Raw genomic sequence first — 23433 nt, 5'->3', positions numbered from 1 at the left:
GTGACCATTCGAGTCCTATTGGCCGACGACGAGAAGCTGATCCTCGGGGCACTGTCCGCACTGCTGGCGACGGAGGAGGATCTGGAAGTGGTCGCGGAGGCCGAGAACGGCCTCAAAGCAGCCGCACTGGCCAGAAAGCTGATTCCTGACATCTGCGTACTGGATCTTCAGATGCCGGGAAAGGACGGAATTACCGTCATCCGCGAGTTACAGCAAACTCATCCTTCCATCCGTTGCTTAGTGGTCACCTCGCACGCGGCCCCCGGATATCTGAAGCCGGCACTGCTGGCGGGAGCCCGCGGGTTCGTACCGAAGACGACATCGGCGAGGGAACTGGCGGACATCATCAGAATGGTCCACCAGGGCATCCGGTACATCGATCCGGAGATGGCGGCCGATGCGATCTCGGCGGGCGAATCGCCGCTGACCAAACGAGAGGCGGACATCCTCTCCCTGGCGGCGGACGGCGCACCTATAGACGAGGTGGCGCAACGCGCGGTCCTGGCACCCGGGACGACCCGCAACTACCTGTCGAACATCACGGTCAAGCTGAAGGTGGCCAACAGGCACGAGGCCGCCCGTGTCGCACGGCAGTGCGGGTGGATCTGAGGCCGGGAGGGGTAGTCGGGGTGGGCCGGTGCGTTTGGTGTCGGGTGGGGGCCGCCCCTGATCTTTGAGTTTCGCGGTTCCGGGTCGGGTGTCAAGGGCGCTCCTTCGTCGCGTCGGCAAGCCGATGGGCTGCGCCCACCCTTGACCCCCAACCCTCCACCGCAAGTGCAGCTTTGAGGGGGGGCGGCCCGGGGGGAGGGGGCCCCGGGGAAGCTCCCTTGTCCAAAGGTGTGCTCCCGGCTTTCGGGTGGGTGGGCCCTGCGGGGCGCGCGGGAGTGGAGTGGGGCGGCCCGGCCCCGGCTCAGCGACTGATCCCCGTGGGCGGCGGGGATTCATGCCCCGCTGGTGAGGATGTGTGGGTGGTGGGGTGGGTGTGACTGGTGAGGCGCTGAGTGGGCGGGTCGGAGGCGGTGATGTGTCGTGGGAACGACTTAACCGAACTCAGGACGCATCACCGGCCGGGGAGCCCCAGAACAGCCCGCCAAACTAGGACATAGGGGGTGGGTGGTGGTCCGTCTGCCTCCGTCGACAGGTGCAGGCGACAACGAGCCCGCACAGCGGGGCATGAGCCTCAACTACCCACCCACGCCTGCTCGCTGAGCCGGTGCCTGGCCGCCCCACTCCACTGCCGCGCAGACCACCCACCGGGCCGCAGGCCGGGAAAGGACCGGCCCCACAAACTCAGCCCCCCGGGGACCCCTCCCCCCGGGCCGCCCCCCTCAAAGCTGCACGTGCGGTGGAGGGTTGGGGGTCAAGGGTGGGCGCAGCCCATCGGCTTGCCGACGCGACGAAGGAGCGCCCTTGACGCCCGACCCGCAACCGCGAAACTCAAACCTAGGGGCGGCCCCCACCCGCATCCACACGTCCCGGCCCACCCCGACTACCCCTCGGCACGAACCCCCACCCAGCATCCATCGCGTTCGTGCACTTCATGCGCATCCCATGCAACAAAGCCCCAGTCGCGGGCCCCGTCAGCCGTGCCCAGACTGGGAGTAACGGGTGATCCGGGAAGGAGCGCGCCATGTCCAAGCCGGCACCGCCCATGAGCATCGAAGAACTTCGTGCGCGACCGACCGAGCCCGCGAGCCGTGACAAGCCGCCCGGTCTGTCAGCTGGGTGCCAGAGCTCGTTCTACGTCTGCACCGAGGTCGACAAGCCGGAGGTCGAGGTGTCCGTCACCTCGCTGGACGAGCACTCGGGGCCGGGCGAGGTGCATCGGGTGGACGTCCGGGTGGCCAACGGGAGGCGGCAGTCGTTCGCACCCGTGGTCAACCGGCTGCACGTCGTCGACCGTGACGTCCCCGATCACGCCGCCGACGGCTACCGGCCCGCCCACCTCGATCTGGTCCGGCTGCCGGAGGGCCGCGAGCCCGTCCGGTACCGGCCGACGCGCCTGCGCCCGGTCAAGGGCCGGCCGGTCCGGCCGCTGAACGTGTACCAGCCCGACCGGCGGGTCGAGATGGACAGCCTCGCCTATCCGTTCAGCACGGTCGGCCGGGTCACGGTCCCGGTGGCCCCCGGTTCGGCCGAGATGAAGATCGGGACGGGCACGCTGATCGGTCCCCGCCATGTGCTGACGGCCAGTCACGTCATGAACTGGCACTGGCCGGGCCCCAACCTCGCCCCGGTCGCGTTCACCCCGTCGTTCAACCGAGGAGCGGCACCCTTCGGCGTCGCGAACGCCACCCGCACCTACTGGTTCAGGGAGGTGGACAACCCGGACGACGAGATCAGCGTCTCGCTGGACTACATCGTCTTCGTGCTCGATCGGCCGCTCGGCGGCCAGCTGGGCTTCATGGGAACGCGGGAGTACAGCAACGACTGGGACGACAAGCCGTTCTGGTTCAACGTGTCGTACCCGCACGACCTCGGGAACGACGAAGTGCCGTTCTTCCAGGACAAGGTGTCGTTCGAGGACGCCGACAACCCCGGAATCGTCGGCCAGGAAGGCGACGGCCTCTATATGGACACCGAGACGGCGAGCGTCGACCACGGTGCCTCGGGCAGTGCGTTCTTCGCGTTCTGGGCAAACGAGGACTTCCCCCGCGTCGTATCGGTGACCAGTGCCGAAGGCACGCTCAACTTCGACGACGACAACTGGGCGGCCGGCGGGCCACCCCTGAATCGCCTGGTCAACAAGGCCCGCGCCGATTTCCCCTAGGCATCGGACCAGGGCATCCCCAGGCATCGGACCAGGCGTCTGATCAAGGTCGGCGAGAAAGTTCGTGAACTTCTTCACAAGGAAATCGGTCCTGTGGAGTGGTGGGGCTGTTCCCGATGGCGGTCTGTTAGCCCCAAGGGGCCCCTGCGCCCTTATACCGGGCGGTTCCGGGCGCGTTACGCGCGTATGAACAAGGCAGGGCGGTTCACCCCCGCCCAAGCGCTGAGGGCCAGCTCACGAGGGGTGGGCAACGACTAAACCCGCCATCTGGTTCCCCCCGTGGGCCATGATGTCGATCACGCGGGCCGCGCAGTGTAGCACTAGGGGGCCCTTACCTTGTGAAGGGGCTCACGAGCACCCCCTCCGAGGGGGGTGGATACTCGATGGCATGAGCACCACGGAGCGTCCCAGGATCCTCGTTGTAGGCGGTGGGTACGTAGGCCTGTACGCAGCTCGTCGCATTCTGAAGAAGATGCGCTACGGGGAGGCGACCGTCACGGTTGTCGACCCTCGCTCGTACATGACGTACCAGCCCTTCCTCCCCGAAGCCGCCGCCGGCAGCATTTCGCCTCGGCATGTCGTCGTCCCGCTGCGACGCGTGCTGCCCAAGGCTGAGGTGCTCACCGGCCGGGTCACGACCATCGACCAGGACCGCAAGGTCGCCACGGTCGCGCCGCTCGTCGGCGAGGCCTATGAGCTGCCCTTCGACTACCTCGTCGTCGCGCTCGGCGCCGTCTCCCGTACCTTCCCGATCCCCGGCCTCGCCGAGCAGGGCATCGGCATGAAGGGCATCGAGGAGGCCATCGGGCTGCGCAATCACGTACTTGAGCAGCTCGACAAGGCCGACTCGACCGCCGACGAAGAGGTCCGCCGCAAGGCGTTGACCTTCGTCTTCGTGGGCGGCGGCTTCGCCGGCGCGGAGACCATCGGTGAGGTCGAGGACCTGGCGCGCGACGCGGCCAAGTACTACACGAACGTGAAGCGCGAGGACATGCGCTTCCTCCTCGTCGACGTTGCCGACAAGATCCTTCCCGAGGTCGGCCCGAAGCTGGGTGCCTGGGGCAAGGAGCACCTGGAGAGCCGTGGTGTCGAGGTCTATCTGAAGACCGGCATGGACTCCTGCGTGGACGGCCACGTCGTGCTCAACAACGGCCTTGAGGTCGACTCGAACACCATCGTGTGGACGGCCGGCGTCAAGCCGAACCCGGCGCTCGCCCGCTACGGTCTGCCGCTCGGCCCCCGGGGCCATGTGGACACCAGCGAGAAGCTTCAGGTGCAGGGCACCGACTACATCTGGGCCGCCGGCGACAACGCCCAGGTCCCGGACGTCATCGGCCGCAAGGCCGGCAACCCGAACGCCTGGTGCCCGCCGAACGCGCAGCACGCGCTGCGGCAGGCGAAGGTCCTCGGCGACAACGTGATCTCCGGTATGCGGGGCTTCCCGCAGAAGGAGTACAGCCACGCCAACAAGGGTGCGGTCGCCGGACTCGGCCTGCACAAGGGCGTCGCGATGGTCGTCATGGGCAAGATGAAGATCAAGCTCAAGGGCCGGCTGGCCTGGTACATGCACCGCAGCTACCACGGCATGGCCATGCCGACCTGGAACCGCAAGATCCGGGTCTTCGCCGACTGGACGCTCGCGATGTTCCTCAAGCGCGAGGTCGTCTCGCTCGGCGCCATGGAGACGCCGCGCGAGGAGTTCTACGAGGCCGCCAAGCCGACCCCGGCGGCAGCCGTGGCGCCGTCCGCGCCGGAGAAGGCGAAGGCTTCCTGACGCCGCCGCGCAGAACCCCGAAAGGGCCGTCCGCCATCCGTGGTGCGGGCGGCCCTTTCGCGTGCCCCGGGCACGTGCGGCCCCGGGCACGCGCGGCCCCGGACTGGCCGACCCCTGACCCCCGACCCCCGACCCCCGACCCCCGGCCTCCGGCCCCTGAAGCCTGAGCCTGGGAGGGGGCAAAGGGCGCGCATCCACCCCAAAGTGCGTGGTAGATGCAGGTATTTTGCCGTCTCATTGCGCGTCGCCGGGACTGCGACCACACCCGACCGGTGTTTACGTGGTGTTGAGCGTTTCCGGTATTCCTCATGACGGAGGTGTACGCAATGGCCGACGCCGCACTGCGGCTGACCACTCTTGCCGAAGAGTTGCTGGGGGCCCCGCTCCCGGTCCGTATCCGTGCCTGGGACGGCAGCGAATCGGGTCCCCCGGACGCTCCGACCCTGATCATCCGTAACCGTCGTGCCCTCCGCCGCCTCCTGTGGAAACCCGGCGAACTGGGGCTCGCGCGCGCCTGGGTTGCCGGTGAGATCGATGTGAAGGGCGATCTCTTCGAGGCCCTGGGGCTCCTCGCCGGTCTCATCTGGGAGCGCGGCGACGACGCCAAGGACCAGCCGCACCCCGTACTCGACCCCCGTATGCGGGCCGTCGCGCGCGGGCTCGTACAGATCGCGGGACCCTGGCCGCCGCCCGCCCCGCCCGCCGAGGAGATCCGGCGGCGGCACGGCGCGCTGCACACCAAGCGCCGCGACAGGGCGGCGATCAGCCACCACTACGACGTGGGCAATGACTTCTACGAGCTGGTGCTCGGCCCCTCGATGGTCTACTCGTGCGCCTACTGGGGCGACGGGGACGGGGACGCCGACAGGGACGCCGGCAGGGACACCGGCGGCCACGGCTTCACCCTTGAGGACGCACAGCGCGACAAGCTCGATCTGATCTGCCGCAAGCTCGGCCTCAAGGAGGGCGACCGGCTGCTCGACGTCGGCTGCGGCTGGGGCTCGATGGCCATCCACGCCGCCCGCGAGTACGGCGTTCGCGTCACCGGCGTCACCCTCTCGCGGGAGCAGGCCGCCTACGGGCGCAAGCGCGTCGCCGAGGAGGGCCTCACCGACCGGATCGAGCTGCGGGTCCAGGACTACCGGGACGTCAGGGACGGACCGTACGACGCGATCTCGTCCATCGGGATGGCCGAGCACGTGGGCTCGGTCAAGTACCGGGAGTACGCCGACGATCTGTACGCCCTGCTCAAGCCGGGCGGCCGGCTGCTCAACCACCAGATCGCCCGCCGGCCCGAGCAGGACGAGAGCAAGTACCGCATCGACGAGTTCATCGACGCGTACGTCTTCCCGGACGGCGAGCTCGCGCCGCTCGGCAGGACGGTCGCCACGCTGGAGGAGGCGGGCTTCGAGGCCCGCGACGTCGAGTCGATCCGGGAGCACTACGCCCTGACCCTGCGCCGCTGGGTGGCCAATCTGGAGGACCACTGGGCCGAGGCCGTACGCAGCACCTCCGCCGGACGCGCCCGCGTCTGGCGCCTCTACATGGCGGCGTCCGCGCTCTCCTTCGAGCGGAACAAGATCGGCGTCAACCAGATCCTGGCCGTGAAGACCCCGGAGAGCGGCGCCTCCGGGATGCCGGCGCGAGCGCGTGTGTGGGGCGGCTGACGCGCGACATCGTGCGGGTGACAAAGAGGTGAGTGGGCCCGGATGAGGGCGGGGGAATTGGTACGTTCTGCCGTCCGGGCCTGGATGACGGAGCCGCCGGGCAGACCGCTGCCCGGCGGCTCCGTTTTCTGTGCTCCCGGTACGTGTTCCCGACACGCGCTCCCTGAGCCGAAACCGAACAGGAGGCCGGTGTGCACCGCCACCGCCACAGCCATCGCCGTCGCCACCGCAGAATCAAGCTGTTGGGCCTGGCCGTCGCCCTGATGTCCGTCATGGCCCTTCCCGGCGCCGCGTGGGCCGACGGGGACAACCGGGCCAACGGGGACAGCGGCGACAACGGGTCCGAGTTCCACGCCCCGTCCGAGGCCGAGTCCCCCGAGTCGGGGTCCGAGGCCGAGACCGAAGCCTCGTCGCCGGCTCCCTTATCGGCCGGGGCCCCCGCCGCCCCGGTCACCACCGGCGCGATCTTCAACGACCCCGCGGGCACCCCCGCCCAGCGGGACAGGATCAGGAACCATGTCGTCTCGCTGGTCGGCGGCGCCGCCGCGGGCAGCTCGATCACCGTGTCCCTGTACACCTTCACCGACGACAACGTCCGCGAGGCCCTGATCGCCGCCAAGGAACGCGGCGTCGCCGTCCGGGCGATCCTGGACTACAAATCGCACACGACGGTCACCGCCGGGGGTGAGTACGAGAACCTCGCGGCGGGCCTCGGCACCGACCGGAACGCGCCGTCGTGGGTGATGTCCTGCCCCTCGACCCGCTCGTGCGTCGGCAACCGTACGATCGGCAGCCGGGCGATCAACCACAACAAGTTCTTCCTCTTCTCCCGTACGGGAGGCGTGGACAAGGTCGTCGTGCAGACGTCGGCCAATATGACCGGCGTCCAGCGCACGGACCTGTTCAACAACGCCGTGACGATCGCCGACCCCGGTCTCTACGACAACTACGCGGCGTACTTCGACGACCAGCTGAGATACGGCGCCTCGGGCGCGGGTCTCGCGACGTACTACCGGACGCCGTCCAGCGCGACCGATCCCGCGTACAAGACGTACTTCTTCCCGCGCCGGGAGACCTCCGGCACGGACTACCGGAAGGACCCGGCCACCGACACCGTCAAGCTCATCCTCGACAAGGTCGCCTGCTCGTCGACGCGCCGCTCCGAGGTGCGGATGGCGGCGAACCTCTTCTACCGCGACCAGATCGCGAGCAAGCTCGTGGCCATGAAGAACGCGGGCTGTCTGGTGTATCTGGCGGGCGACGGCAATCCGAACGGCGGAGGTGTCGGCGTACCGTCGCTCGGCAGGACCGTCACCTCCATCGTCTCCGGCAAGCTCACCCAGCGCGTGGAGTGCTGGGAGGACCCGCCCACGAGCGGGGCGCCGAAGATCGGGCTGCACTCCAAGTATCTGCTGGTGGAGGGTACGTACGACGGTGTCGCCGACCGGAAGATCGTCTGGACCGGCAGCCACAACTACTCCTGGCAGGCGCTGCGTTCCAATGACGAGACCCTGCTGAAGATCGACAACGGCGCGATCCACGACCAGTACAGGGCCAATCACGATCATCTGATGCGCTACTGCGCCGGCACCTGAGTACGCGGGAAAGGGCGGGACACGGGAGAGGGCGGGACAAGGGAGAGGGCGGGCCCCCGCCCTGGGGTCCCGCCCTCTCCAGCCCTCTCCCGCCGGTCCCGCGCTACTCGGTCTTGATGGCCGTCAGCATGTTCAGCTTCGCGGCGCTGCGCGCCGGCCAGAGCGCGGCCAGGACACCCACCACACCGGCGAGCACCAGGAAGAGCCCGACCCGGTCCCACGGAATGACCAGCGCGTAACCAGGGATCTCGTCCTTGACGGTCTCACCGATCGCCCAGGCCACAAAGGATCCGAGACCCACCCCGATCAACGCGCCGAAGAGCGAGATCACCACGGCCTCCAGCCGGATCATCCGCTTGACCTTGGCCCGGTCGAGGCCGATGGCCCGCAGCATGCCGATCTCCTGCTGACGCTCGAAGACCGACATCGCCAGCGTGTTGACGACCCCCAGGATCGCGATGACCAGGGCCATGGCCAGCAGTCCGTACATGATGTTCAGCGCGGTGTTGATGAGGCCGCCGAACTGGTTCCTGATGTCCTGCTGATCCATGATGGTGATCGCCGGGTTCCTGCCCAGCGAGTCCACCAGCGCCTGCTCGTGCGCGTCGCTCGCGCCGCCGTCCATCTTCACCCACACCTCGGGGGTGTACATCCGTGACTCGTGCGGCGCGGCCAGCTCGGTCGACATCAGCACCGGTGAGAGGAATTCGTTCTTCTCGAAGGTGGCGCCGACCTTCAGCTTGCCGGTCTTCCCGTCGTTGTAGGTGACCGACAGGGTGTCACCGACCTTCCAGCCGTTGGACTTGGCGGTGTCCTCGGCCACCGCGATCCCGCCCTGGGCGAGGGTGTCCAGCGAGCCGGAGACCGAGGCGATGTTGATGACCTTCTCGATGTCCCCGGGGGTGACCGCGGAGGCGGAGTGGAAGCGGCCCTTGACCTCCAGCGAGGAGGCCTGCTGCGGGGAGACCGCGCTCACGCCGGGCGCCTTCTCCAGCGCGGTGAGCGCGGACTCGTCCAGCCGGCCGCCGCCCGCCATCGTCACCATGTAGTCGGCCTTGATGTTGTCCGTGGTCATCTTGTCCACGGCCTGGCCGATCGTGACACCGAGCACCGTCAGCCCGGTGACCAGCGTGAGTCCGATGGCCAGCGCGGAGGCGGTGGCGCCGGTACGCCGCGGATTGCGGACGGCGTTCAGTCCGGCCAGCTTGCCGGCCACCCCGAAGACCCGGCGCAGCAGCGGCCGTACCAGCGCGATGACCGGTCGCGACAGCAGCGGGATCAGCACGATCACACCGACCATCGTCAGGAACGCCCCGGCGCCGATGAGCAGCCGCCCGTCGGACCCGGCCGCGGCGCCCGCGACGATCACGGCGGAGCCGAGCAGGGCCAGCACGCCGCCGATGGAGTTGCGCAGGACGAGCGACTTGGTGGTGGCCACGCCGTGCACGCTGTTCATCGCGGCCACAGGCGGGATCTTCGCGGCCCGGCGGGCGGGCAGCCAGGCGGCGAGCAGCGTGATCAGGATGCCGACACCGAAGGCGGCGCCGACGGCGGTCGGCGAGATGACCAGCGCGCCCGCGGGCATCTTCGCGCCCGCCATGTTCATCGCCGAGCGCAGCGCCACGGCGAGCCCGATGCCGAGGACGAATCCGATCGTGGAGGCGATCGCGCCGACCACCGCGGCCTCGGCCAGCACCGAGCGCTTGACCTGGCGGCGGGAGGCGCCGACGGCGCGCAGCAGCGCCAGTTCCTTGGTGCGCTGGGCGACCAGCATGGTGAAGGTGTTGGAGATCAGGAAGATGCCGACGAAGAGCGCGATGGCGGCGAAGGCCAGCAGCATCTGGTTGATGCCGCTCAGGCTCGTCTCGATCTGCTTGGCCTGGTCGGAGGCGAGCCGCTCACCGGTCTTCGCCTCGGCGTTCTCCGGCAGCAGGGGCTTGACCTGGTCGAGGATGGCGCTCTCTGAGGCGCCGGCCTTGGCGGTGATGGTGAGATCGCTGTAGAAGCCGGGCTCCAGATAGAGCTTCTGCGCGACGGCGGTGTCGAAGAGGACCAAGCTGCCGCCCGCGTTGACCTCTCCGTCGTCGGTGGTGAAGACACCCGCGAGGGTGAACTCCTTCACCGGCCCGTTGGAGGCGACCCGTACCGGCTTGCCGACCGTGTACTTCCCCTCGGTCGCCGTCGCCTTGTCGAGCGCGATCTCACTGTCCTTGGTGGGCCCCGAGCCCTCGACGAAGGTGTAGGCGGGGTCCTTGCCGTTCTTGTCCGGCGCGAAGTTGGAGCCGTTGTTGGCCCAGCCGTCGCCGATCAGCTTGCCGTCGGGGTCGGCGACCCCGGCGAAGCCGTTGACCCGGCCGGTGACGGAGGCGACCCCGTCCAGGGCCCCGATCCTGCCGACGGTCTCCTGGCTGACCCCGGGGTCCAACGTGGCGTTGTCGGCGTTGCCGGAGTCGCGTTTGTCGTACGAGGTGACGCCGACGGCGACGTCCTTGTAGCTCTTGGCCGACTGGTTCTGGAAGGCGTTGCCGAGGGTGTCGGTGAAGACCAGGGTGCCGGAGACGAAGGCGACGCCGAGCATGACGGCGAGGACGGTCATCAGCAGCCTGGCCTTGTGCGCGAGCACGGTGCGCAAGGCGGTACGGAACATGGTGGAAGTCCTGGTGAGGGTGGGCGGAGAGGGCAGGCCGAACAGACGGGCCGACACGACGGACCGGACCGAGGGGGCGGATGTGGGGGCCGACTGCCGGAGCGTCAGCGCGAGTGGGGCCCACGTACGAGTGAGGGGCGCCGGGTGAAGGGCGCCGGGTGAACGGCCGGGTGAACGGCCGCGTCAAGAGCCACGCACGGGAGAAGCGCCCCGTACGGGTTAACGCTCACGCACGGGCTCGTACGGGTCGTGCCGGTCGGACGGTGACGGCCCAGGGGCCGGCGTACGGGCGGAACGGAGTTGCCGGAACGGAGTTGGCGGAGCGTCAGCTCGTACGGCCCTTGGCGTCGAAGGCCTTCATCCGGTCGAGCACACCGTCGGCGCTCGGGTGCAGCATCTCGTCGACGATCCGGCCGTCGGCGAGGAAGATGACCCGGTCCGCGTAGGAGGCGGCCACCGGGTCGTGCGTCACCATGACGACGGTCTGGCCCAGCTCCCGAACGGAGTTGCGCAGGAAGCCGAGCACCTCGGCGCCGGAGCGCGAGTCCAGGTTCCCCGTCGGCTCGTCACCGAAGATGATCTCGGGCTGGGAGGCCAGGGCGCGGGCGACGGCCACGCGCTGCTGCTGCCCGCCGGAGAGCTGGGTGGGCCGGTGGCCGAGCCGGTCGGCGAGCCCGATCATCGAGATCACCTGGTCCAGCCACGCCTTGTCGGGCTTGCGGCCCGCGATGTCCATCGGGAGCGTGATGTTCTCCAGGGCGGTCAGGGTCGGCAGCAGGTTGAACGCCTGGAAGATGAAGCCGATCTTGTCCCGGCGCAACTGCGTGAGCTGCTTGTCCTTGAGGGTCGACAGCTCGGTCTCACCGAGCCGTACGGAACCGCTGCTGAAGCTGTCGAGGCCGGCCACGCAGTGCATCAGCGTGGACTTGCCGGAGCCGGACGGGCCCATGATCGCGGTGAACTCTCCCTGCCGGAAGTCCACGGAGACATGGTCGAGGGCGACCACCTGGGTCTCGCCCAGGCCGTAGACCTTCGACAGATCGGAGGCGCGGGCGGCCACGGCGGTGGCGCGGTGGGCGAGCGAGGTGGTGGTCACGGGAGGACTCTCCTGTCGGTGCGCTGTGAGGACGTCTCCATCCTCGTGGCGGGCGGAGCGCGAGTCGTCCGCCGTGGTAACCGTTCCCGGGGCCGTCTTGGGTCTGACCGCCGTGCCGTGCCCTCCTCCTCGGGGATGACACGACCCCTGAGACGGGTCCGTCGTAAGTCGCTTCGCGGTCGTGTTCGAGACCGTCTCCGTGCCGCGCGTCCGCGGCGACGATGCCGAATGCGTGACCGGGCGGCGACTTTTCGTCATTCCTGCACGCCCCGGTCGGGGATGACCACCCGCGCCGGGCATGTGCCGACGACTCGTTACGTGGTCTGACGCACCCTCAGACGTCAATAAAATAAGACAACATCGGGTAGCCGCTCGGCTGTTCGAGTGGTGTGCCCCGATAGGCTCCTGTGCCAACGCGGCGTCGCGCGCCTTGCCCGGATGGTGGAATGCAGACACGGCGAGCTTAAACCTCGCTGCCCCTCGGGGGCGTGCCGGTTCAAGTCCGGCTCCGGGCACATCACCGGCGATGGCCGGCCGGCGGGCGCCGGTGGACGCGCCGGGCCGGAAGCGCTCCGATGATTCGGGAGCGCTCCGGAGTGAGCGCCGGGATGACAACCGGTGTGACGAGATGCACCCAGCGGACGTCACGATCCTGGAAAGATCCTCCCCGAGCACTAGGGCGTACGCTTTGCGCTCCCATTACTCTTGTTCCAAGGCCGCGCAGGGCGGCCATGGAGGAGTGAGATGAGGAGCAGTAACCCGGTCTTCTCGCGACGGGGCTTCAGCCGCGACAACGGCCACGCGGGCTTCAACGCGGCGCCGCAGGCCGGGGGCCCCGCTGTAGGAACCAGCCCGTACGCGACCAACCCGTACGCCACCAACCCCTATGCCCCGCAGCAGGGCACCCAGCTCGGCGGCCCGCAGGCGCCCGCGCGCCCCGACGTCATGACGATCGACGACGTCGTGAGCCGTACCGGCATGACGCTGGGCACGGTCGTGCTCACCGCCGTCCTGTCGTGGGTCCTGCTGCCGGTGGACCCCGCCAACCTCGGTAAGTCGTACGGCATCGCCATCGGTGCCGCGCTCGTGGCGCTGGTCCTCTCGCTGATCCAGTCCTTCAAGCGCAAGCCGGCTCCCGCGCTGATCCTGGCGTACGCCGCCTTCGAGGGTGTCTTCCTCGGCGTGATCAGCTCCGCGGTGAGCACGTACCTCTCGCCCGGTGTGGTCGTCCAGGCCGTCCTGGGCACGATGGCGGTCTTCGCCGGCGTGCTGATCGCCTACAAGATGCGCTGGATCCGGGTCACCCGGCGCTTCTACGGTTTCGTGATGGCCGCCGCCATGGGCTTTGTGCTCCTGATGGTCGCCAACCTGCTCTTCACCGTCTTCGGCGGCGGTGACGGCCTCGGCTTCCGCAGCGGCGGTCTGGGCATCATCTTCGGCATCGTCGGGATCATCCTCGGCGCCTGCTTCCTCGCGCTCGACTTCAAGCAGGTCGAGGACGGCGTCGCGTACGGCGCTCCGCGCGAGGAGTCCTGGCTCGCGGCCTTCGGTCTCACGCTGACGCTGGTGTGGATCTACCTGGAGATGCTGCGGCTGTTCTCCATCCTGCAAGGCAACGACTGACGCGGCACGGCCTGAGTGGTAGGCCGAACAGCATGAAGGGGTCCGCGGGCACAGTGCCCGCGGACCCCTTCGCGCTGTGTCGTGCTGGATGCGATGTCTCGGGTGTCGGGTCAGAGCAGGCGGCGGGCCGCCCGCCGCAGGTCGTACTCGTGGATGATCGCCTTCGCGTGTCCGTACGCGAGATTGTGCTCGCCCCTCAGCCAGCTGACCTTCTCCTCGAAGCGGAGGAGGGCCGGACCTTCCTCGACCGTGCGAAGCCAGTCGGAGATCTCTCTGCCGGTGCAGTGAGGGATGCGGGAGAGCATGTTGCGATGGGTCTCTTCGGAGAAGACAAGGGACATCGGCGCCTCCGGACGCTTTGCGCGTACTGGTCCTTCACGCCACCGTGCCTGAGCGTTCGCCTGTTGGCAACAGTCCTGGAGGGGCCCGTGTCCGTTCGCGTAAGGTCGCGGCGTGCTCGATACAACGCCTCTGACGGCCGCAGTGGACCGATTCGCCGACCGGTTGCGGGCCGCCCCGCACAGCCGGCTCCAGCGCGGAGCCGCCGCCGAGGCGCTGGCTCTGGCCAGGGAACTCTCCGTACGGGCCCAGCGGCTCGATGCCCCCGGCGAGGAGCCCCGGATCATGCCGGACTCCGGCGTCTTCGTGGTCGCGGACCAGCTCACCGTCGCGGCCGGGGATCTGGCGGAGGCACTGCGAACGGCCCCGTCCGTGGTGGAGCTGGACGAGGCCGTGAGATCGGTGGAGCGAGCGGCGACGCGTGCCGGGTTCTGAGGCCCCTGTCCGCGAGGCCCTTGGCCGACGCTCTTAGAGGGACGCGATGACGCGGTCCGCGAGGATGTACACGTGCTCGCCGCCGCAGGAGAAGGTCAGGGTGTACGCGCCGGAGACTCCGGAACCCCCCAGCAGGAACGGGGCCTCGCCCTCCCGCAGCGCCCCGGCGAGCCGCTCGGCGGTCTCGCGGTGGCCCGGGGTCATGCAGAGCGTCGTACCGTCGGCGAAGACATAGACGTCGAGGGTGCCCAGCGGGCCGGGACGTACGTCCGCGAGCGCCGTACCGGTCTCGGCGAGTTCGCCGAGCCGCGACACCGTGCGCTCATGGTCGGTGACGACGGGGGCCTGCACCGGTACGAAGTCCGGGTGCGAGGGGTGCCGGCGACGGGCGGCGGCCAGCTCGGCGGAGTCCTCGGCGTACTCACCGGCCTCGCCCACCCCGCTCACCTCGCTGACCTCGGTCAGCTCCGGGTAGTCGGCGAAGTCTTCGAGCGCGTCGGCGGCGTCGAGGTCCAGCGCCTCCAGCCCGGCGAAGTCCACCTGGCGGGGCACGTAGTACGGGCTCTCCTCGGTGCCGAAGCCGGGCAGCCCGCCCAGCAGCGAGGGGGTGTCGGCGGCGTCCCGGGCTTCCTGGGCGGCCCAGAAGGCGCGCGCCTCGGCGAGCTCGCGCTCGCGCTCCTCGGCGAGAGCCTCGGCGACGGCGGTCCGTATGTCGTCGGCGTGGGTGGCGCTTCTGGCCTGGGGTACGGCAGCGGTGAAGTCGCCCGGGGCCGACGCGGACAGTTCGGCGCGCAGCGCGCTGACCTGCTTGCGCAGCCCGTGGGCGGCGTGCAGGGCGGCGACGCCCACGGCCGTGGCGGTGGCTGTGGTCAGCAGCAGGGCAAAAGACATGGCGCTCACTGACTACTCCCGATTCCGATCGATACCCCCGACTTCCTACCTCAGCTTGTCGTGGGCGGGTGCCGCCCGTCAGTGCATTACGTCACGAATTGGACAGGTCTTTGGGCCTTATGTTTACCGCGGATAAGGCCCTGACCTGGGAAAACGAACCTCCCCCGGGCGCAGGTCACATCCTGGGGGAGATTCAGTCACAACTGGGGATCGACGGGGTTGAGGTGCGCTTATCCGACTCGCGCGACTACTCTCCGCTATGAATCGGCCCGGTCCTCGCTCAGCTCAGACGCTCGATGACCATGGCCATGCCCTGGCCGCCGCCCACGCACATCGTCTCCAGACCGAACTGCTTGTCGTGGAACTGGAGGCTGTTGATCAGCGTGCCGGTGATCCGCGCGCCGGTCATGCCGAAGGGGTGGCCGACGGCGATGGCGCCGCCGTTGACGTTCAGCTTCTCCAGCGGAACGCCCAGGTCCCGGTAGGACGGGATGACCTGGGCGGCGAACGCCTCGTTGATCTCGACCAGATCGATGTCGTCGATGCTCAGCCCGGCGCGCGAGAGCGCCTGGCGGGACGCCTCGACCGGGCCGTATCCCATGATCTCGGGCGACAGGGCGGTGACGCCGGTGGAGACGATCCGGGCCAGCGGGGTCAGACCCAGCTCGCGCGCCTTGGTGTCGGACATGATCACGAGCGCCGCCGCGCCGTCGTTGAGCGGGCAGCAGTTGCCGGCCGTCACCAGGCCGTCGGGGCGGAAGACGGGCTTGAGGCCCTGGACGCCCTCCATCGTGACGCCCGCGCGCGGGCCGTCGTCCTTCGCCACGACCGTGCCGTCCGGGGTCGTCACGGGCGTGATCTCGCGCTCCCAGAAGCCGTTCTTGATGGCTTCCTCGGCGAGGTTCTGGGACCGTACGCCGAACTCGTCCATGTCCTGGCGGGTGATGCCCTTGAGGCGGGCCAGGTTCTCCGCGGTCTGGCCCATCGCGATATAGGCGTCCGGGACCAGGCCGTCCTCGCGCGGGTCGTGCCAGCCGGCGCCCGTGCTTTGCGCGACCTCGGCGGTGCGGGCCTCGGCGTCCGCGAAGAGCGGGTTGTGGGTGCCCGGCATGCCGTCCGAGGAGCCGTTCACCGAGCGCGAGACCATCTCGACCCCGGCCGAGATGAAGACATCGCCCTCGCCCGCCTTGATGGCGTGCAGAGCCATCCGGGAGGTCTGGAGGGACGAGGAGCAGTAGCGGGTGATGGTGCAGCCGGGGAGGTGGTCCATGCCCAGCTGTACGGCGACGATCCGGCCGAGGTTGTGGCCCTGCTCGCCGCCCGGCAGGCCGCAGCCGAGCATCAGGTCGTCGATGTCGCGCGGGTCGAGCTCCGGGATCTTGGCCAGCGCGGCCTCGATGATCGTGGCGGTCAGGTCGTCGGGCCGCAGTTCCTTGAGCGAGCCCTTGAAGGCCCGGCCGATGGGGGAACGGGCGGCAGAGACGATCACGGCTTCGGGCATCACGGCTCCATGGGGCTGGGAGTTGTCTGTCTGGGAAGTTACCCGCACGTAGAGCCTGGGGCACCGGGCGGGACATGTGACGCGGACCTCTTTTCCAAGCGCTTGCTCAGGCGCTTATGCCTCCCGGCCCACCTGCTGGGACTCCTCGGCGTCCGGGGGTACGTCCGGAGGGGTGGCTCCCGGCGGGACGGCCCCCGCCGGTGTCGCTTCCGCCGTTGTCGGCAGGCGACGACGCCGACGGTGCTTGAGCAGGGCCCACGGGGCACGGGCGCCGGTGACCTCGGTACCCGCCTGGGACGCCGCGGCCGAGGCAGCCTTCGCCACCGGCAGCATGTCCTCGTCGCGGGTCGCGTCGAGCCGGTCCGTCTCCGGCCACAGATTGAGGACCGCGCACAGCGTGGGCAGGACCGCCATCGCGGCCGTCGCGTACCCCTCGGCCGACGGGTGGTAGTTGTCCGGGCCGAACAGCTCCCGCGGATTCGCCGCGAACTCCGGGCCCAGCAGATCCCCCAGCGAGACCGTACGGGCGCCCTGCTCGACCGCCACGATCGTCTGGGCGGCGGCCAGCTGGCGGCTCACCCGGCGGGCCAGCCAGCGCAGCGGCTGGTACACCGGCTCGATCGTGCCGAGATCCGGGCAGGTGCCGACGACCACCTCCGCCCCGGCCGTACGCAGCCGCCGTACCGCCGCCGCCAGACACCGCACCGACTGGGTCGCGGGCAGCCGATGGGTGACGTCATTGGCGCCGATCATGATCACGCAGACGTCCGGGACCCGGGCCGTGTCCGACAGCAGCAGGGTCACCTGCCGGTCCAGATCGTCCGACCTGGCCCCGGGCAGCGCCACGTTCCACAGATCCACGGGGCGCTCGGCGACCGCCGCGAGCCCCGAGGCGAGCAGCGCCCCCGGAGTCTGCCCCGCCCGCCGTACGCCCTGTCCCGCGGCCGTGGAGTCGCCGAGCATGCCCATGCGCAGCGGCTCCGTCTGCCCGTAGGCCAGTCCGTACCAGCCGTCGCCGCTGGGCGGTACGGGGGCGACTCCGCCGCCGACCGACCGCTTCGCCAACTGGACCTCCGCCAGCAGCAGCCCCACGCCCGCCGCTCCCAGCAGACCGATGCTGCCGCCTCCGTAGGCCGCACCCGCGGCGATCCGCCGCGCCACCCTCGCCCTCGACACAGTCCGAGCCACCTCCTCCGAGCCGCCGTACGCACGAGTACGTGTGCGCACACCAGCTAACTGCCCCGTAAGGACTGTCACCCAATCTCGCGCGTGTGCGCATACGCTGGCCGCACCATCACGGAGACCCCGGAGACTACGGTGCAATTCCACGACTCGATGATCAGTCTGGTTGGCAATACCCCGCTGCTTAAGCTGACCAGCGTGACCGAAGGCATTCAGGCGACAGTCCTGGCCAAGGTCGAATACTTCAACCCCGGCGGTTCGGTGAAGGACCGCATCGCCCTGCGCATGATCGAGGCCTCGGAGGAGAGCGGGGAGCTCAAGCCCGGCGGCACGATCGTCGAACCGACGAGCGGCAACACCGGCGTCGGCCTCGCCATCGTGGCCCAGCGCAAGGGCTACAAGTGCATCTTCGTCTGCCCCGACAAGGTCTCCACGGACAAGATCAATGTGCTCCGGGCCTACGGCGCCGAGGTCGTCGTCTGCCCGACGGCCGTCGATCCCGATCACCCCGACTCCTACTACAACGTCTCCGACCGGCTGGTCCGCGAGACGCCCGGGGCCTGGAAGCCGGACCAGTACAGCAACCCGAACAACCCGCGCTCGCACTACGAGACGACCGGTCCCGAGCTGTGGAAGCAGACGGACGGGAAGATCACCCATTTCGTCGCGGGCGTCGGCACGGGCGGCACCATCAGCGGGACCGGACGCTTCCTCAAGGAGGCGAGCGACGGGCGCGTACGGATCGTGGGCGCGGACCCCGAGGGGTCGGTCTACTCGGGCGGTTCCGGCCGGCCCTATCTGGTCGAGGGCGTCGGCGAGGACTTCTGGCCGACGGCGTACGACCGTACGGTCACGGACGAGATCGTCGCCGTGTCCGACAAGGACTCCTTCCAGATGACCCGGCGCCTCGCCAAGGAAGAGGGCCTGCTCGTCGGCGGCTCCTGCGGCATGGCGGTCGTGGCCGCGCTCAAGGTCGCCGAGGGGCTCGGCCCGGACGATGTCGTGGTTGTCCTGCTGCCGGACAGCGGCCGGGGCTATCTCAGCAAGATCTTCAACGACGAGTGGATGAACGACTACGGCTTCCTGGAGCAGGGCGGCGACGCGGCGAGCGTCGGTGACGTCCTGCGGCACAAGGAGGGCGCCATCCCGACGCTCGTCCATATGCACCCGGAGGAGACGGTCGGCGAGGCCATCGAGGTGCTGCGGGAGTACGGCGTCTCGCAGATGCCGATCGTGAAGCCGGGCGCCGGCCACCCGGACGTGATGGCCGCGGAGGTCATCGGCTCGGTCGTGGAGCGGGAGCTGCTGGACGCGCTGTTCACCCGGCGCGCCTCGCTCGGTGACCCGCTGGAGAAGCACATGTCCTCCCCGCTGCCGCAGGTGGGCTCCGGCGAGCCGGTGGCCGATCTGATGGCGGCGCTGAGCGGTTCGAATGGGTCCGACGCCGCGATCGTGCTGGTGGAGGGCAAGCCGACAGGCGTCGTGAGCAGGCAGGATCTGCTGGCGTACCTCTCGAAGGACGTGAAGTAAGGGCGGGAGGCAGGGACGCGAGCCTCGCCGGGTACCGTCCGGCGGGGCGCCGTGGGCGGGCGAAGGCGCGGGTTCGCGAAAGTGGTACGAGCGCGACACGTCACCGCAGCACCGGCTTAACACGCGTCCGACAGAGTGGCTGTTGTCGGCGTCAAGGACTTCCGGAGCGGCTCCCGGACCTCCATGGACGCCCGGACACGAAACCCGGCCCTGACCCGGAGCGTGTCCCTCGCGGGGACCGTCGTCGTCCCGCCCCCCGGTAACGGGGGTGCGGCGGTCCCCGCGACATACCTCTTTCGCGTGGACCTTCCCCGGCGGGACCGCCCCCGGTGATGTCCACCGGCCGGAGGCTTCGCCCCCGGTCATTCCTCCCAGTCGGAGGCTTCGCGCCGCTTCCGGTCCGGCCAGGGCCGGCCCCGGACGGCGTGCACCGCGTTCACCGCGACGATGCCCAGCCAGCAGACGACCAGCCCCTCGATGCCGGTGTTCACCGCGGCTATGGCGGTCAGCGGAATGGCGAGGACCAGCGAGATCACGCCGAACCCGAAGCGTTCGCCGAACCCCGACCCGGCGGCAGCCGGCCGCTGGCCACCGCCGCGGGCGGCCACCATCTGCTGCTCGGCGAGTCGCCGCCGGACATGGCGGTCGGTCATCCCGTCCATACGCTGTTCCACCTTTTCGAGGAACGACTCGATCAGTGCGGGCTCGTAGTCCGCCCCCAGCTCGTTACGGGCCTGGAGGGTGGCGTCGAGCTCCTTCTTGAGCTCAGGGTCGCGGGCTTCCATGACGGCCACGGTACGGAGCGGGACGTCGTCGGCGCATTGGGGCTAGCCCCCGTTTTTCCCCGAGGAGTCCCGGGGCCCGTTCTCAGGCGGTCGCCAGACCGTGATCCGCCGCCCAGGCGTTCGCGACGTCCTCCGGGTCCTTCTTGTCCTTGTCCACCTGGCGGTTGAGCTCCGTCAGGGCCTCGGTCGTCAGGGCGTTGCCCAGCCGCGCCAGCGCCTTGCGCACGGCGGAGTCGGCCTTGCGGTCGGCGATCAGCGGGACGATGTGCTGGCCGGGGACGAGGTTCTTGGGGTCGGTCAGGACCACCCAGCCCTCGGCGGCGATGTCCGTGTCCGTGGTGAAGAGATTGGCGACATCCACATCGCCCTTTTTCAACGCGCCCTTGACCAGCGGTCCCGAGGAGTCCAGCGACTTGAACTCCTTGAACTCCACCCCGTACACGTCCTTGAGCCCGACGACGCCCACGACCCGCTTCTTCACCTCGGGCGCCGCGCCGATGACCAGCTTGCCGTTCTGCTTCTTCAGGTCCGCCAGCGTTCTGAGGCCGTACTTGTCGGCGGTCTCGCGGGTGACGGCGAAGGCGTCGGAGTCCTCGGCCTTCCCGTACGGGAGGATCTGGAGGCCCGCGGGGAGGACGACGGCGAGGGCGTTCTGCATCTCGCCCTCCTCCGTGGCGGTCGCCTTGGGGTCGAGGTAGTGCAGCAGCGCGCCCTGGTACTCGGGGAGCAGATCGATGTCGCCGCCCTTGAGCGCCGGGATCAGGATCTCGCGGGTGCCGAGGTTGGGGCGGACCGTCGTCTTCACCCCGGCGGAGCCGAGCGCGGCGGCGTAGAGGTAGCCGAGGATCTGGTTCTCGGTGAAGTTGGCGGTGCCGATGGTGATGCCGCCGGCGCTGGAGCCGCCGCCGCTCCCGCCGCCGCCCTGGCCGTCGAGGGAGGTGATCCCGCTGCTGCACGCGGCGAGCGCGGGGACGGCGGCCGCGGCGAAGAGTCCGCCGAGGAGCCTGCGCCGGTTCATGGTGGTGTGTGTGGGTCGGTCCGAAGTCACTGGAGTGGTCTCCCTAGGCGGCGGTGCGGTGGCGGAAGAGGACGCGCTGAAGCCCGGACAGCGCCAGATCGAGGGCCACGGCGACGACCGCGACCAGCACGGCTCCGCCCAGGACCTGGACCAGGTCGCGCTGGGCCAGACCGTCGAAGACGTACCGGCCGAGCCCGCCGAAACTGACGTACGCGGCGATGGTCGCCGTCGCCACCACCTGGATCAGCGCGAGCCGCAGCCCGGTCATGATCAGCGGCAGCGCGAGCGGGATCTCGACCTGGAGCAGCACCTGACGGCCGCGCATGCCCTGGCCCTTGGCCGCGTCCTTCACCTCCGGGTCGACCGCGGTCATCCCGGCGTACGTATTGGTCACGATGGACGGAATGGCGAGGGCCACCAGCGCCACGTACACCGGCGTCATGGACAGCCCGCTGGCCAGGAAGACCAGCACGACGAGCCCGACCGTGGGCAGGGCGCGGCCGAACGAGGCGAGGTTGATGGCGAGGAACGCGCCCCGGCCGGTGTGCCCGATGAGCAGCCCGAGGGGCAGCGCGATCAGCGCGGCGATGACCGTCGCGATCAGCGAGTACTGGAGGTGCTCGGCGAGGCGGTGCCCGATGCCGTCCGGGCCCGTCCACTGCTCGCTCGACACCAGCCAGGAGCCGAGGTCCTTGAAGAGTTCGTACATGTCGGGTCAGGCCTTCCCACTCTTCGGTTGCCGCTGCCTCGTCCAGGGGGTGAGCACGTACTGCACGGCCACCAGCAGGGCGTCCGCGACCAGCGCGAGCAGCAGGGTCAGCACGACGCCGACGACCACCGGGGTGGGGAAGTTGCGCTGGAAGCCGTCGGTGAAGAGCTGGCCGAGGCCGCCGTCGCCGATATAGGTCGCGACGCTGACCAGTGAGATCGACATGACGGTGGCGATCCGTACGCCCGCCATGATCACGGGGAGCGCGAGGGGCAGTTCGACGGTGAGGAGCGTACGCAGGGGGCGCGTGCCCATGGCGACGGCGGCCTCGCGCGCCTTGGCCGGGACGGAGTCCAGTCCCTCGACGGTGTTCCGCAGCAGGACGACCAGCGTGTAGATCGTCAGGCCGATGACGGTGGTGGTCCTGGTCAGCCCGGATACGGGCAGCAGCAGCACGAACACCGCGATGGACGGGATCGTGAACAGGACGTTGGAGAGCCCGAGGAGGAAGCCGCGCAGCGGCCGGACGCGATGGGCGAGCACCGCCAGCGGGAGCGAGATCAGCAGCCCGAGGAGCACGGCGGTCAGGGCGGCCTGGAGATGGGAGAGGGTGAGGGAGGTGAGATCGCCCGCGTGGTCGGATATCCACGCCCACTCGATGGTCATACGGCCCCGCCCGGGGTCTCCGACAGCGGCGCGAGGGGCGCGGCTTCGGCGAGGCTCACGGCCGCCCGCGCCGCTTCCTGGTGCCTGCGGCCCGCGTGCTCATGGATCGCCTCGCGCGAGGTGACACCGGTCAGCACGCCGTCGGCGTCGACCCGGGCTATCAGACCGGACGGGGAGGCGATCGACTCGTTCAGCGCGGCGAGCAGGGAGTCGGTGTCGCGCAGCGGCCGTACGGGCGTGAGCGGGGCGCCGGGGGCGGCGTCCGTGTCGTACGGGTCGAGCCAGCCCAGCGGCTCGTTCCTCGCGGAGACGACCAGACGCGGTTCCGGACCGGGCGGGGGCGTCGGCGCGTCCTCACGTACCGTCGTGGCCCGCTGGAGCGGCACCTCGGCGAGCGTCGTCAGCGAGAGCAGCTTCAGCTCGCGCTCCGCGCCGAGGAAGTCCGCGACGAAGTCGTCGGCCGGCCGGGCCAGCAGCTCGGCGGGGGCGGCGCACTGCACCAGATGGCCGCCGGTCCGGAAGACGGCGATCCGGTCGCCGAGCCGTACCGCCTCGTCGATGTCGTGGGTGACGAACGCGATGGTCTTGTTCAGCTCGCGCTGGAGACGGATCAGCTCGTCCTGGAGCTGGGTCCTCACGACCGGGTCGACCGCGCCGAACGGCTCGTCCATCAGCAGCACCGGCGGATCGGCCGCCAGCGCCCTGGCCACCCCCACGCGCTGCTGCTGGCCGCCCGAGAGCTGGTGCGGGTAGCGCTTGCCCGCCTCGGCGGTCAGCCCGACCGTCTCCAGCAGCTCCGCGGCCCGTGCGCGGGCCTTCTTGCGTCCCCAGCCCAGCAGCAGCGGCACGGTCGCGATGTTGTCGAGGACCGTACGGTGTGGAAAGAGGCCCGACTGCTGGATCACATAGCCGATACCACGCCGCAGCTCGGCGGCGTCCTGTTCGAGCACATCCCGGCCGCCGAGCCGGATGGTCCCGGACGTCGGGTCGACCATCCGGTTGATCATGCGGAGGGTGGTGGTCTTGCCGCAGCCCGAGGAGCCGACCAGGACGGTGATCCCGCCCTCCGGCATCTCCAGTGTGAGGTCGTGAACCGCCGTGGTGCCGTTGGGGAAGCGTTTGTTCACCGCGTCGAATTTGATCATCAGTCGTCCCTTGCCCCGCGTCCCTTGCCCGGCTGCATATAGTCATGCAGAGTTCTCGTT

19 protein-coding genes and 1 tRNA gene are annotated in these 23433 nt (G+C 69.6%); 9 read left to right on the top strand and 11 right to left on the bottom strand.

All coding sequences use genetic code 11. The features are described from left to right. The 5 genes from M1203_RS28095 to M1203_RS28075 all read left to right on the top strand — a co-directional run bounded on the left by M1203_RS28095 (position 1) and on the right by M1203_RS28075 (position 7806). Positions 1-609, top strand: a complete 609-nt coding sequence (locus tag M1203_RS28095; RefSeq protein ID WP_249952603.1) for a response regulator transcription factor — start codon at positions 1-3, stop codon at positions 607-609. A gap of 1021 nt (positions 610-1630) precedes the next feature. Beyond that, positions 1631-2770: a serine protease gene (locus M1203_RS28090; RefSeq protein WP_249952602.1), complete on the top strand. Its 1140-nt coding sequence runs from the start codon at positions 1631-1633 to the stop codon at positions 2768-2770. 388 nt (positions 2771-3158) lie between these two features. Beyond that, entirely contained in the window at positions 3159-4544 is a 1386-nt protein-coding gene (locus M1203_RS28085; RefSeq protein ID WP_249952601.1) for an NAD(P)/FAD-dependent oxidoreductase, read from the top strand. A 326-nt stretch (positions 4545-4870) separates the two neighbouring features. Continuing rightward, positions 4871-6211 carry a cyclopropane-fatty-acyl-phospholipid synthase family protein gene (locus M1203_RS28080; protein WP_249952600.1) on the top strand — a complete coding sequence of 447 codons (1341 nt, stop codon included), beginning with the start codon at positions 4871-4873 and terminating at the stop codon, positions 6209-6211. 191 nt (positions 6212-6402) lie between these two features. Then, entirely contained in the window at positions 6403-7806 is a 1404-nt protein-coding gene (locus M1203_RS28075; RefSeq protein WP_249952599.1) for a phospholipase D-like domain-containing protein, read from the top strand. Positions 7807-7909: 103 nt separating this feature from the next. Here M1203_RS28075 and M1203_RS28070 read toward each other — a convergent pair whose 3' ends face one another. Together M1203_RS28070 and M1203_RS28065 are read right to left on the bottom strand one after the other, a co-directional pair. Then, positions 7910-10453, bottom strand: a complete 2544-nt coding sequence (locus M1203_RS28070; protein WP_249952598.1) for an ABC transporter permease — start codon at positions 10451-10453, stop codon at positions 7910-7912. A gap of 325 nt (positions 10454-10778) precedes the next feature. After that, positions 10779-11549, bottom strand: a complete 771-nt coding sequence (locus tag M1203_RS28065) for an ABC transporter ATP-binding protein (protein ID WP_249952597.1) — start codon at positions 11547-11549, stop codon at positions 10779-10781. Between the two features lie 432 nt (positions 11550-11981). On the opposite strand from M1203_RS28065, the gene M1203_RS28060 reads away from it, so the two are divergent. Together M1203_RS28060 and M1203_RS28055 are read left to right on the top strand one after the other, a co-directional pair. After that, positions 11982-12064, top strand: a tRNA-Leu gene (locus tag M1203_RS28060). Between the two features lie 229 nt (positions 12065-12293). Continuing rightward, entirely contained in the window at positions 12294-13172 is an 879-nt protein-coding gene (locus M1203_RS28055) for a Bax inhibitor-1/YccA family protein (RefSeq protein ID WP_249952596.1), read from the top strand. 110 nt (positions 13173-13282) lie between these two features. On the opposite strand, the gene M1203_RS28050 is transcribed toward M1203_RS28055, so the two are convergent. Further along, positions 13283-13513, bottom strand: coding sequence for a DUF4287 domain-containing protein (locus M1203_RS28050; protein WP_249952595.1), 231 nt, complete (start codon positions 13511-13513; stop codon positions 13283-13285). 112 nt (positions 13514-13625) lie between these two features. Between M1203_RS28050 and M1203_RS28045 the strand changes: the two genes are divergently transcribed. Beyond that, entirely contained in the window at positions 13626-13946 is a 321-nt protein-coding gene (locus M1203_RS28045) for a hypothetical protein (RefSeq protein WP_249952594.1), read from the top strand. Between the two features lie 33 nt (positions 13947-13979). Here the strand turns inward: M1203_RS28045 and M1203_RS28040 are convergent, their stop codons facing one another. The 3 genes from M1203_RS28040 to M1203_RS28030 all read right to left on the bottom strand — a co-directional run bounded on the left by M1203_RS28040 (position 13980) and on the right by M1203_RS28030 (position 17499). Next, positions 13980-14837, bottom strand: a complete 858-nt coding sequence (locus tag M1203_RS28040) for a hypothetical protein (RefSeq protein ID WP_249952732.1) — start codon at positions 14835-14837, stop codon at positions 13980-13982. Between the two features lie 280 nt (positions 14838-15117). After that, positions 15118-16338, bottom strand: coding sequence for an acetyl-CoA C-acetyltransferase (locus M1203_RS28035; protein ID WP_249952593.1), 1221 nt, complete (start codon positions 16336-16338; stop codon positions 15118-15120). A 114-nt stretch (positions 16339-16452) separates the two neighbouring features. After that, complete coding sequence (locus tag M1203_RS28030) at positions 16453-17499, bottom strand: SGNH/GDSL hydrolase family protein (RefSeq protein WP_249952731.1); 1047 nt, start codon at positions 17497-17499, stop codon at positions 16453-16455. A gap of 156 nt (positions 17500-17655) precedes the next feature. Here M1203_RS28030 and M1203_RS28025 point away from each other — a divergent pair, with 156 nt between their 5' ends. Then, positions 17656-19050 carry a cystathionine beta-synthase gene (locus M1203_RS28025; protein ID WP_249952592.1) on the top strand — a complete coding sequence of 465 codons (1395 nt, stop codon included), beginning with the start codon at positions 17656-17658 and terminating at the stop codon, positions 19048-19050. Positions 19051-19412: 362 nt separating this feature from the next. Here the strand turns inward: M1203_RS28025 and M1203_RS28020 are convergent, their stop codons facing one another. The 5 genes from M1203_RS28020 to M1203_RS28000 form a co-directional block, all read right to left on the bottom strand. Beyond that, complete coding sequence (locus M1203_RS28020; RefSeq protein ID WP_249952591.1) at positions 19413-19835, bottom strand: hypothetical protein; 423 nt, start codon at positions 19833-19835, stop codon at positions 19413-19415. Between the two features lie 82 nt (positions 19836-19917). After that, entirely contained in the window at positions 19918-20853 is a 936-nt protein-coding gene (locus M1203_RS28015; protein ID WP_249952730.1) for an ABC transporter substrate-binding protein, read from the bottom strand. A gap of 43 nt (positions 20854-20896) precedes the next feature. Beyond that, positions 20897-21562 (bottom strand): ABC transporter permease, encoded by a 666-nt coding sequence (locus M1203_RS28010; protein ID WP_249952590.1) that lies wholly within the window; start codon positions 21560-21562, stop codon positions 20897-20899. A 6-nt stretch (positions 21563-21568) separates the two neighbouring features. Then, a complete protein-coding gene (locus M1203_RS28005; RefSeq protein ID WP_249952589.1) occupies positions 21569-22228 on the bottom strand; it encodes an ABC transporter permease in 660 nt (219 codons plus the stop codon). Next, a complete protein-coding gene (locus tag M1203_RS28000) occupies positions 22225-23373 on the bottom strand; it encodes an ABC transporter ATP-binding protein (protein WP_249952588.1) in 1149 nt (382 codons plus the stop codon). The genes M1203_RS28005 and M1203_RS28000 overlap by 4 nt, the downstream gene beginning before the upstream one ends. Positions 23374-23433: the final 60 nt, after the last annotated feature.

Source organism: Streptomyces sp. 35G-GA-8, assembly GCF_023534745.1.
In the GTDB taxonomy this organism is placed as follows: Bacteria; Actinomycetota; Actinomycetes; order Streptomycetales; family Streptomycetaceae; genus Streptomyces.
Note: the sequence above shows the minus strand (reverse complement) of the source record. Positions and strands in the feature narration are given on the sequence as shown.

Bases quoted from the DNA above. Each gene is read 5' to 3' on its own strand.
- M1203_RS28090 (WP_249952602.1), top strand. From the start codon at position 1,631: ATGTCCAAGCCGGCACCGCCCATGAGCATCGAAGAACTTCGTGCGCGA.
- M1203_RS28085 (WP_249952601.1), top strand. From the start codon at position 3,159: ATGAGCACCACGGAGCGTCCCAGGATCCTCGTTGTAGGCGGTGGGTAC.
- M1203_RS28080 (WP_249952600.1), top strand. From the start codon at position 4,871: ATGGCCGACGCCGCACTGCGGCTGACCACTCTTGCCGAAGAGTTGCTG.
- M1203_RS28070 (WP_249952598.1), bottom strand. From the start codon at position 10,453: ATGTTCCGTACCGCCTTGCGCACCGTGCTCGCGCACAAGGCCAGGCTG.
- M1203_RS28055 (WP_249952596.1), top strand. From the start codon at position 12,294: ATGAGGAGCAGTAACCCGGTCTTCTCGCGACGGGGCTTCAGCCGCGAC.
- M1203_RS28050 (WP_249952595.1), bottom strand. From the start codon at position 13,513: ATGTCCCTTGTCTTCTCCGAAGAGACCCATCGCAACATGCTCTCCCGC.
- M1203_RS28040 (WP_249952732.1), bottom strand. From the start codon at position 14,837: ATGTCTTTTGCCCTGCTGCTGACCACAGCCACCGCCACGGCCGTGGGC.
- M1203_RS28035 (WP_249952593.1), bottom strand. From the start codon at position 16,338: ATGCCCGAAGCCGTGATCGTCTCTGCCGCCCGTTCCCCCATCGGCCGG.
- M1203_RS28020 (WP_249952591.1), bottom strand. From the start codon at position 19,835: ATGGAAGCCCGCGACCCTGAGCTCAAGAAGGAGCTCGACGCCACCCTC.
- M1203_RS28015 (WP_249952730.1), bottom strand. From the start codon at position 20,853: ATGAACCGGCGCAGGCTCCTCGGCGGACTCTTCGCCGCGGCCGCCGTC.
- M1203_RS28010 (WP_249952590.1), bottom strand. From the start codon at position 21,562: ATGTACGAACTCTTCAAGGACCTCGGCTCCTGGCTGGTGTCGAGCGAG.
- M1203_RS28005 (WP_249952589.1), bottom strand. From the start codon at position 22,228: ATGACCATCGAGTGGGCGTGGATATCCGACCACGCGGGCGATCTCACC.
- M1203_RS28000 (WP_249952588.1), bottom strand. From the start codon at position 23,373: ATGATCAAATTCGACGCGGTGAACAAACGCTTCCCCAACGGCACCACG.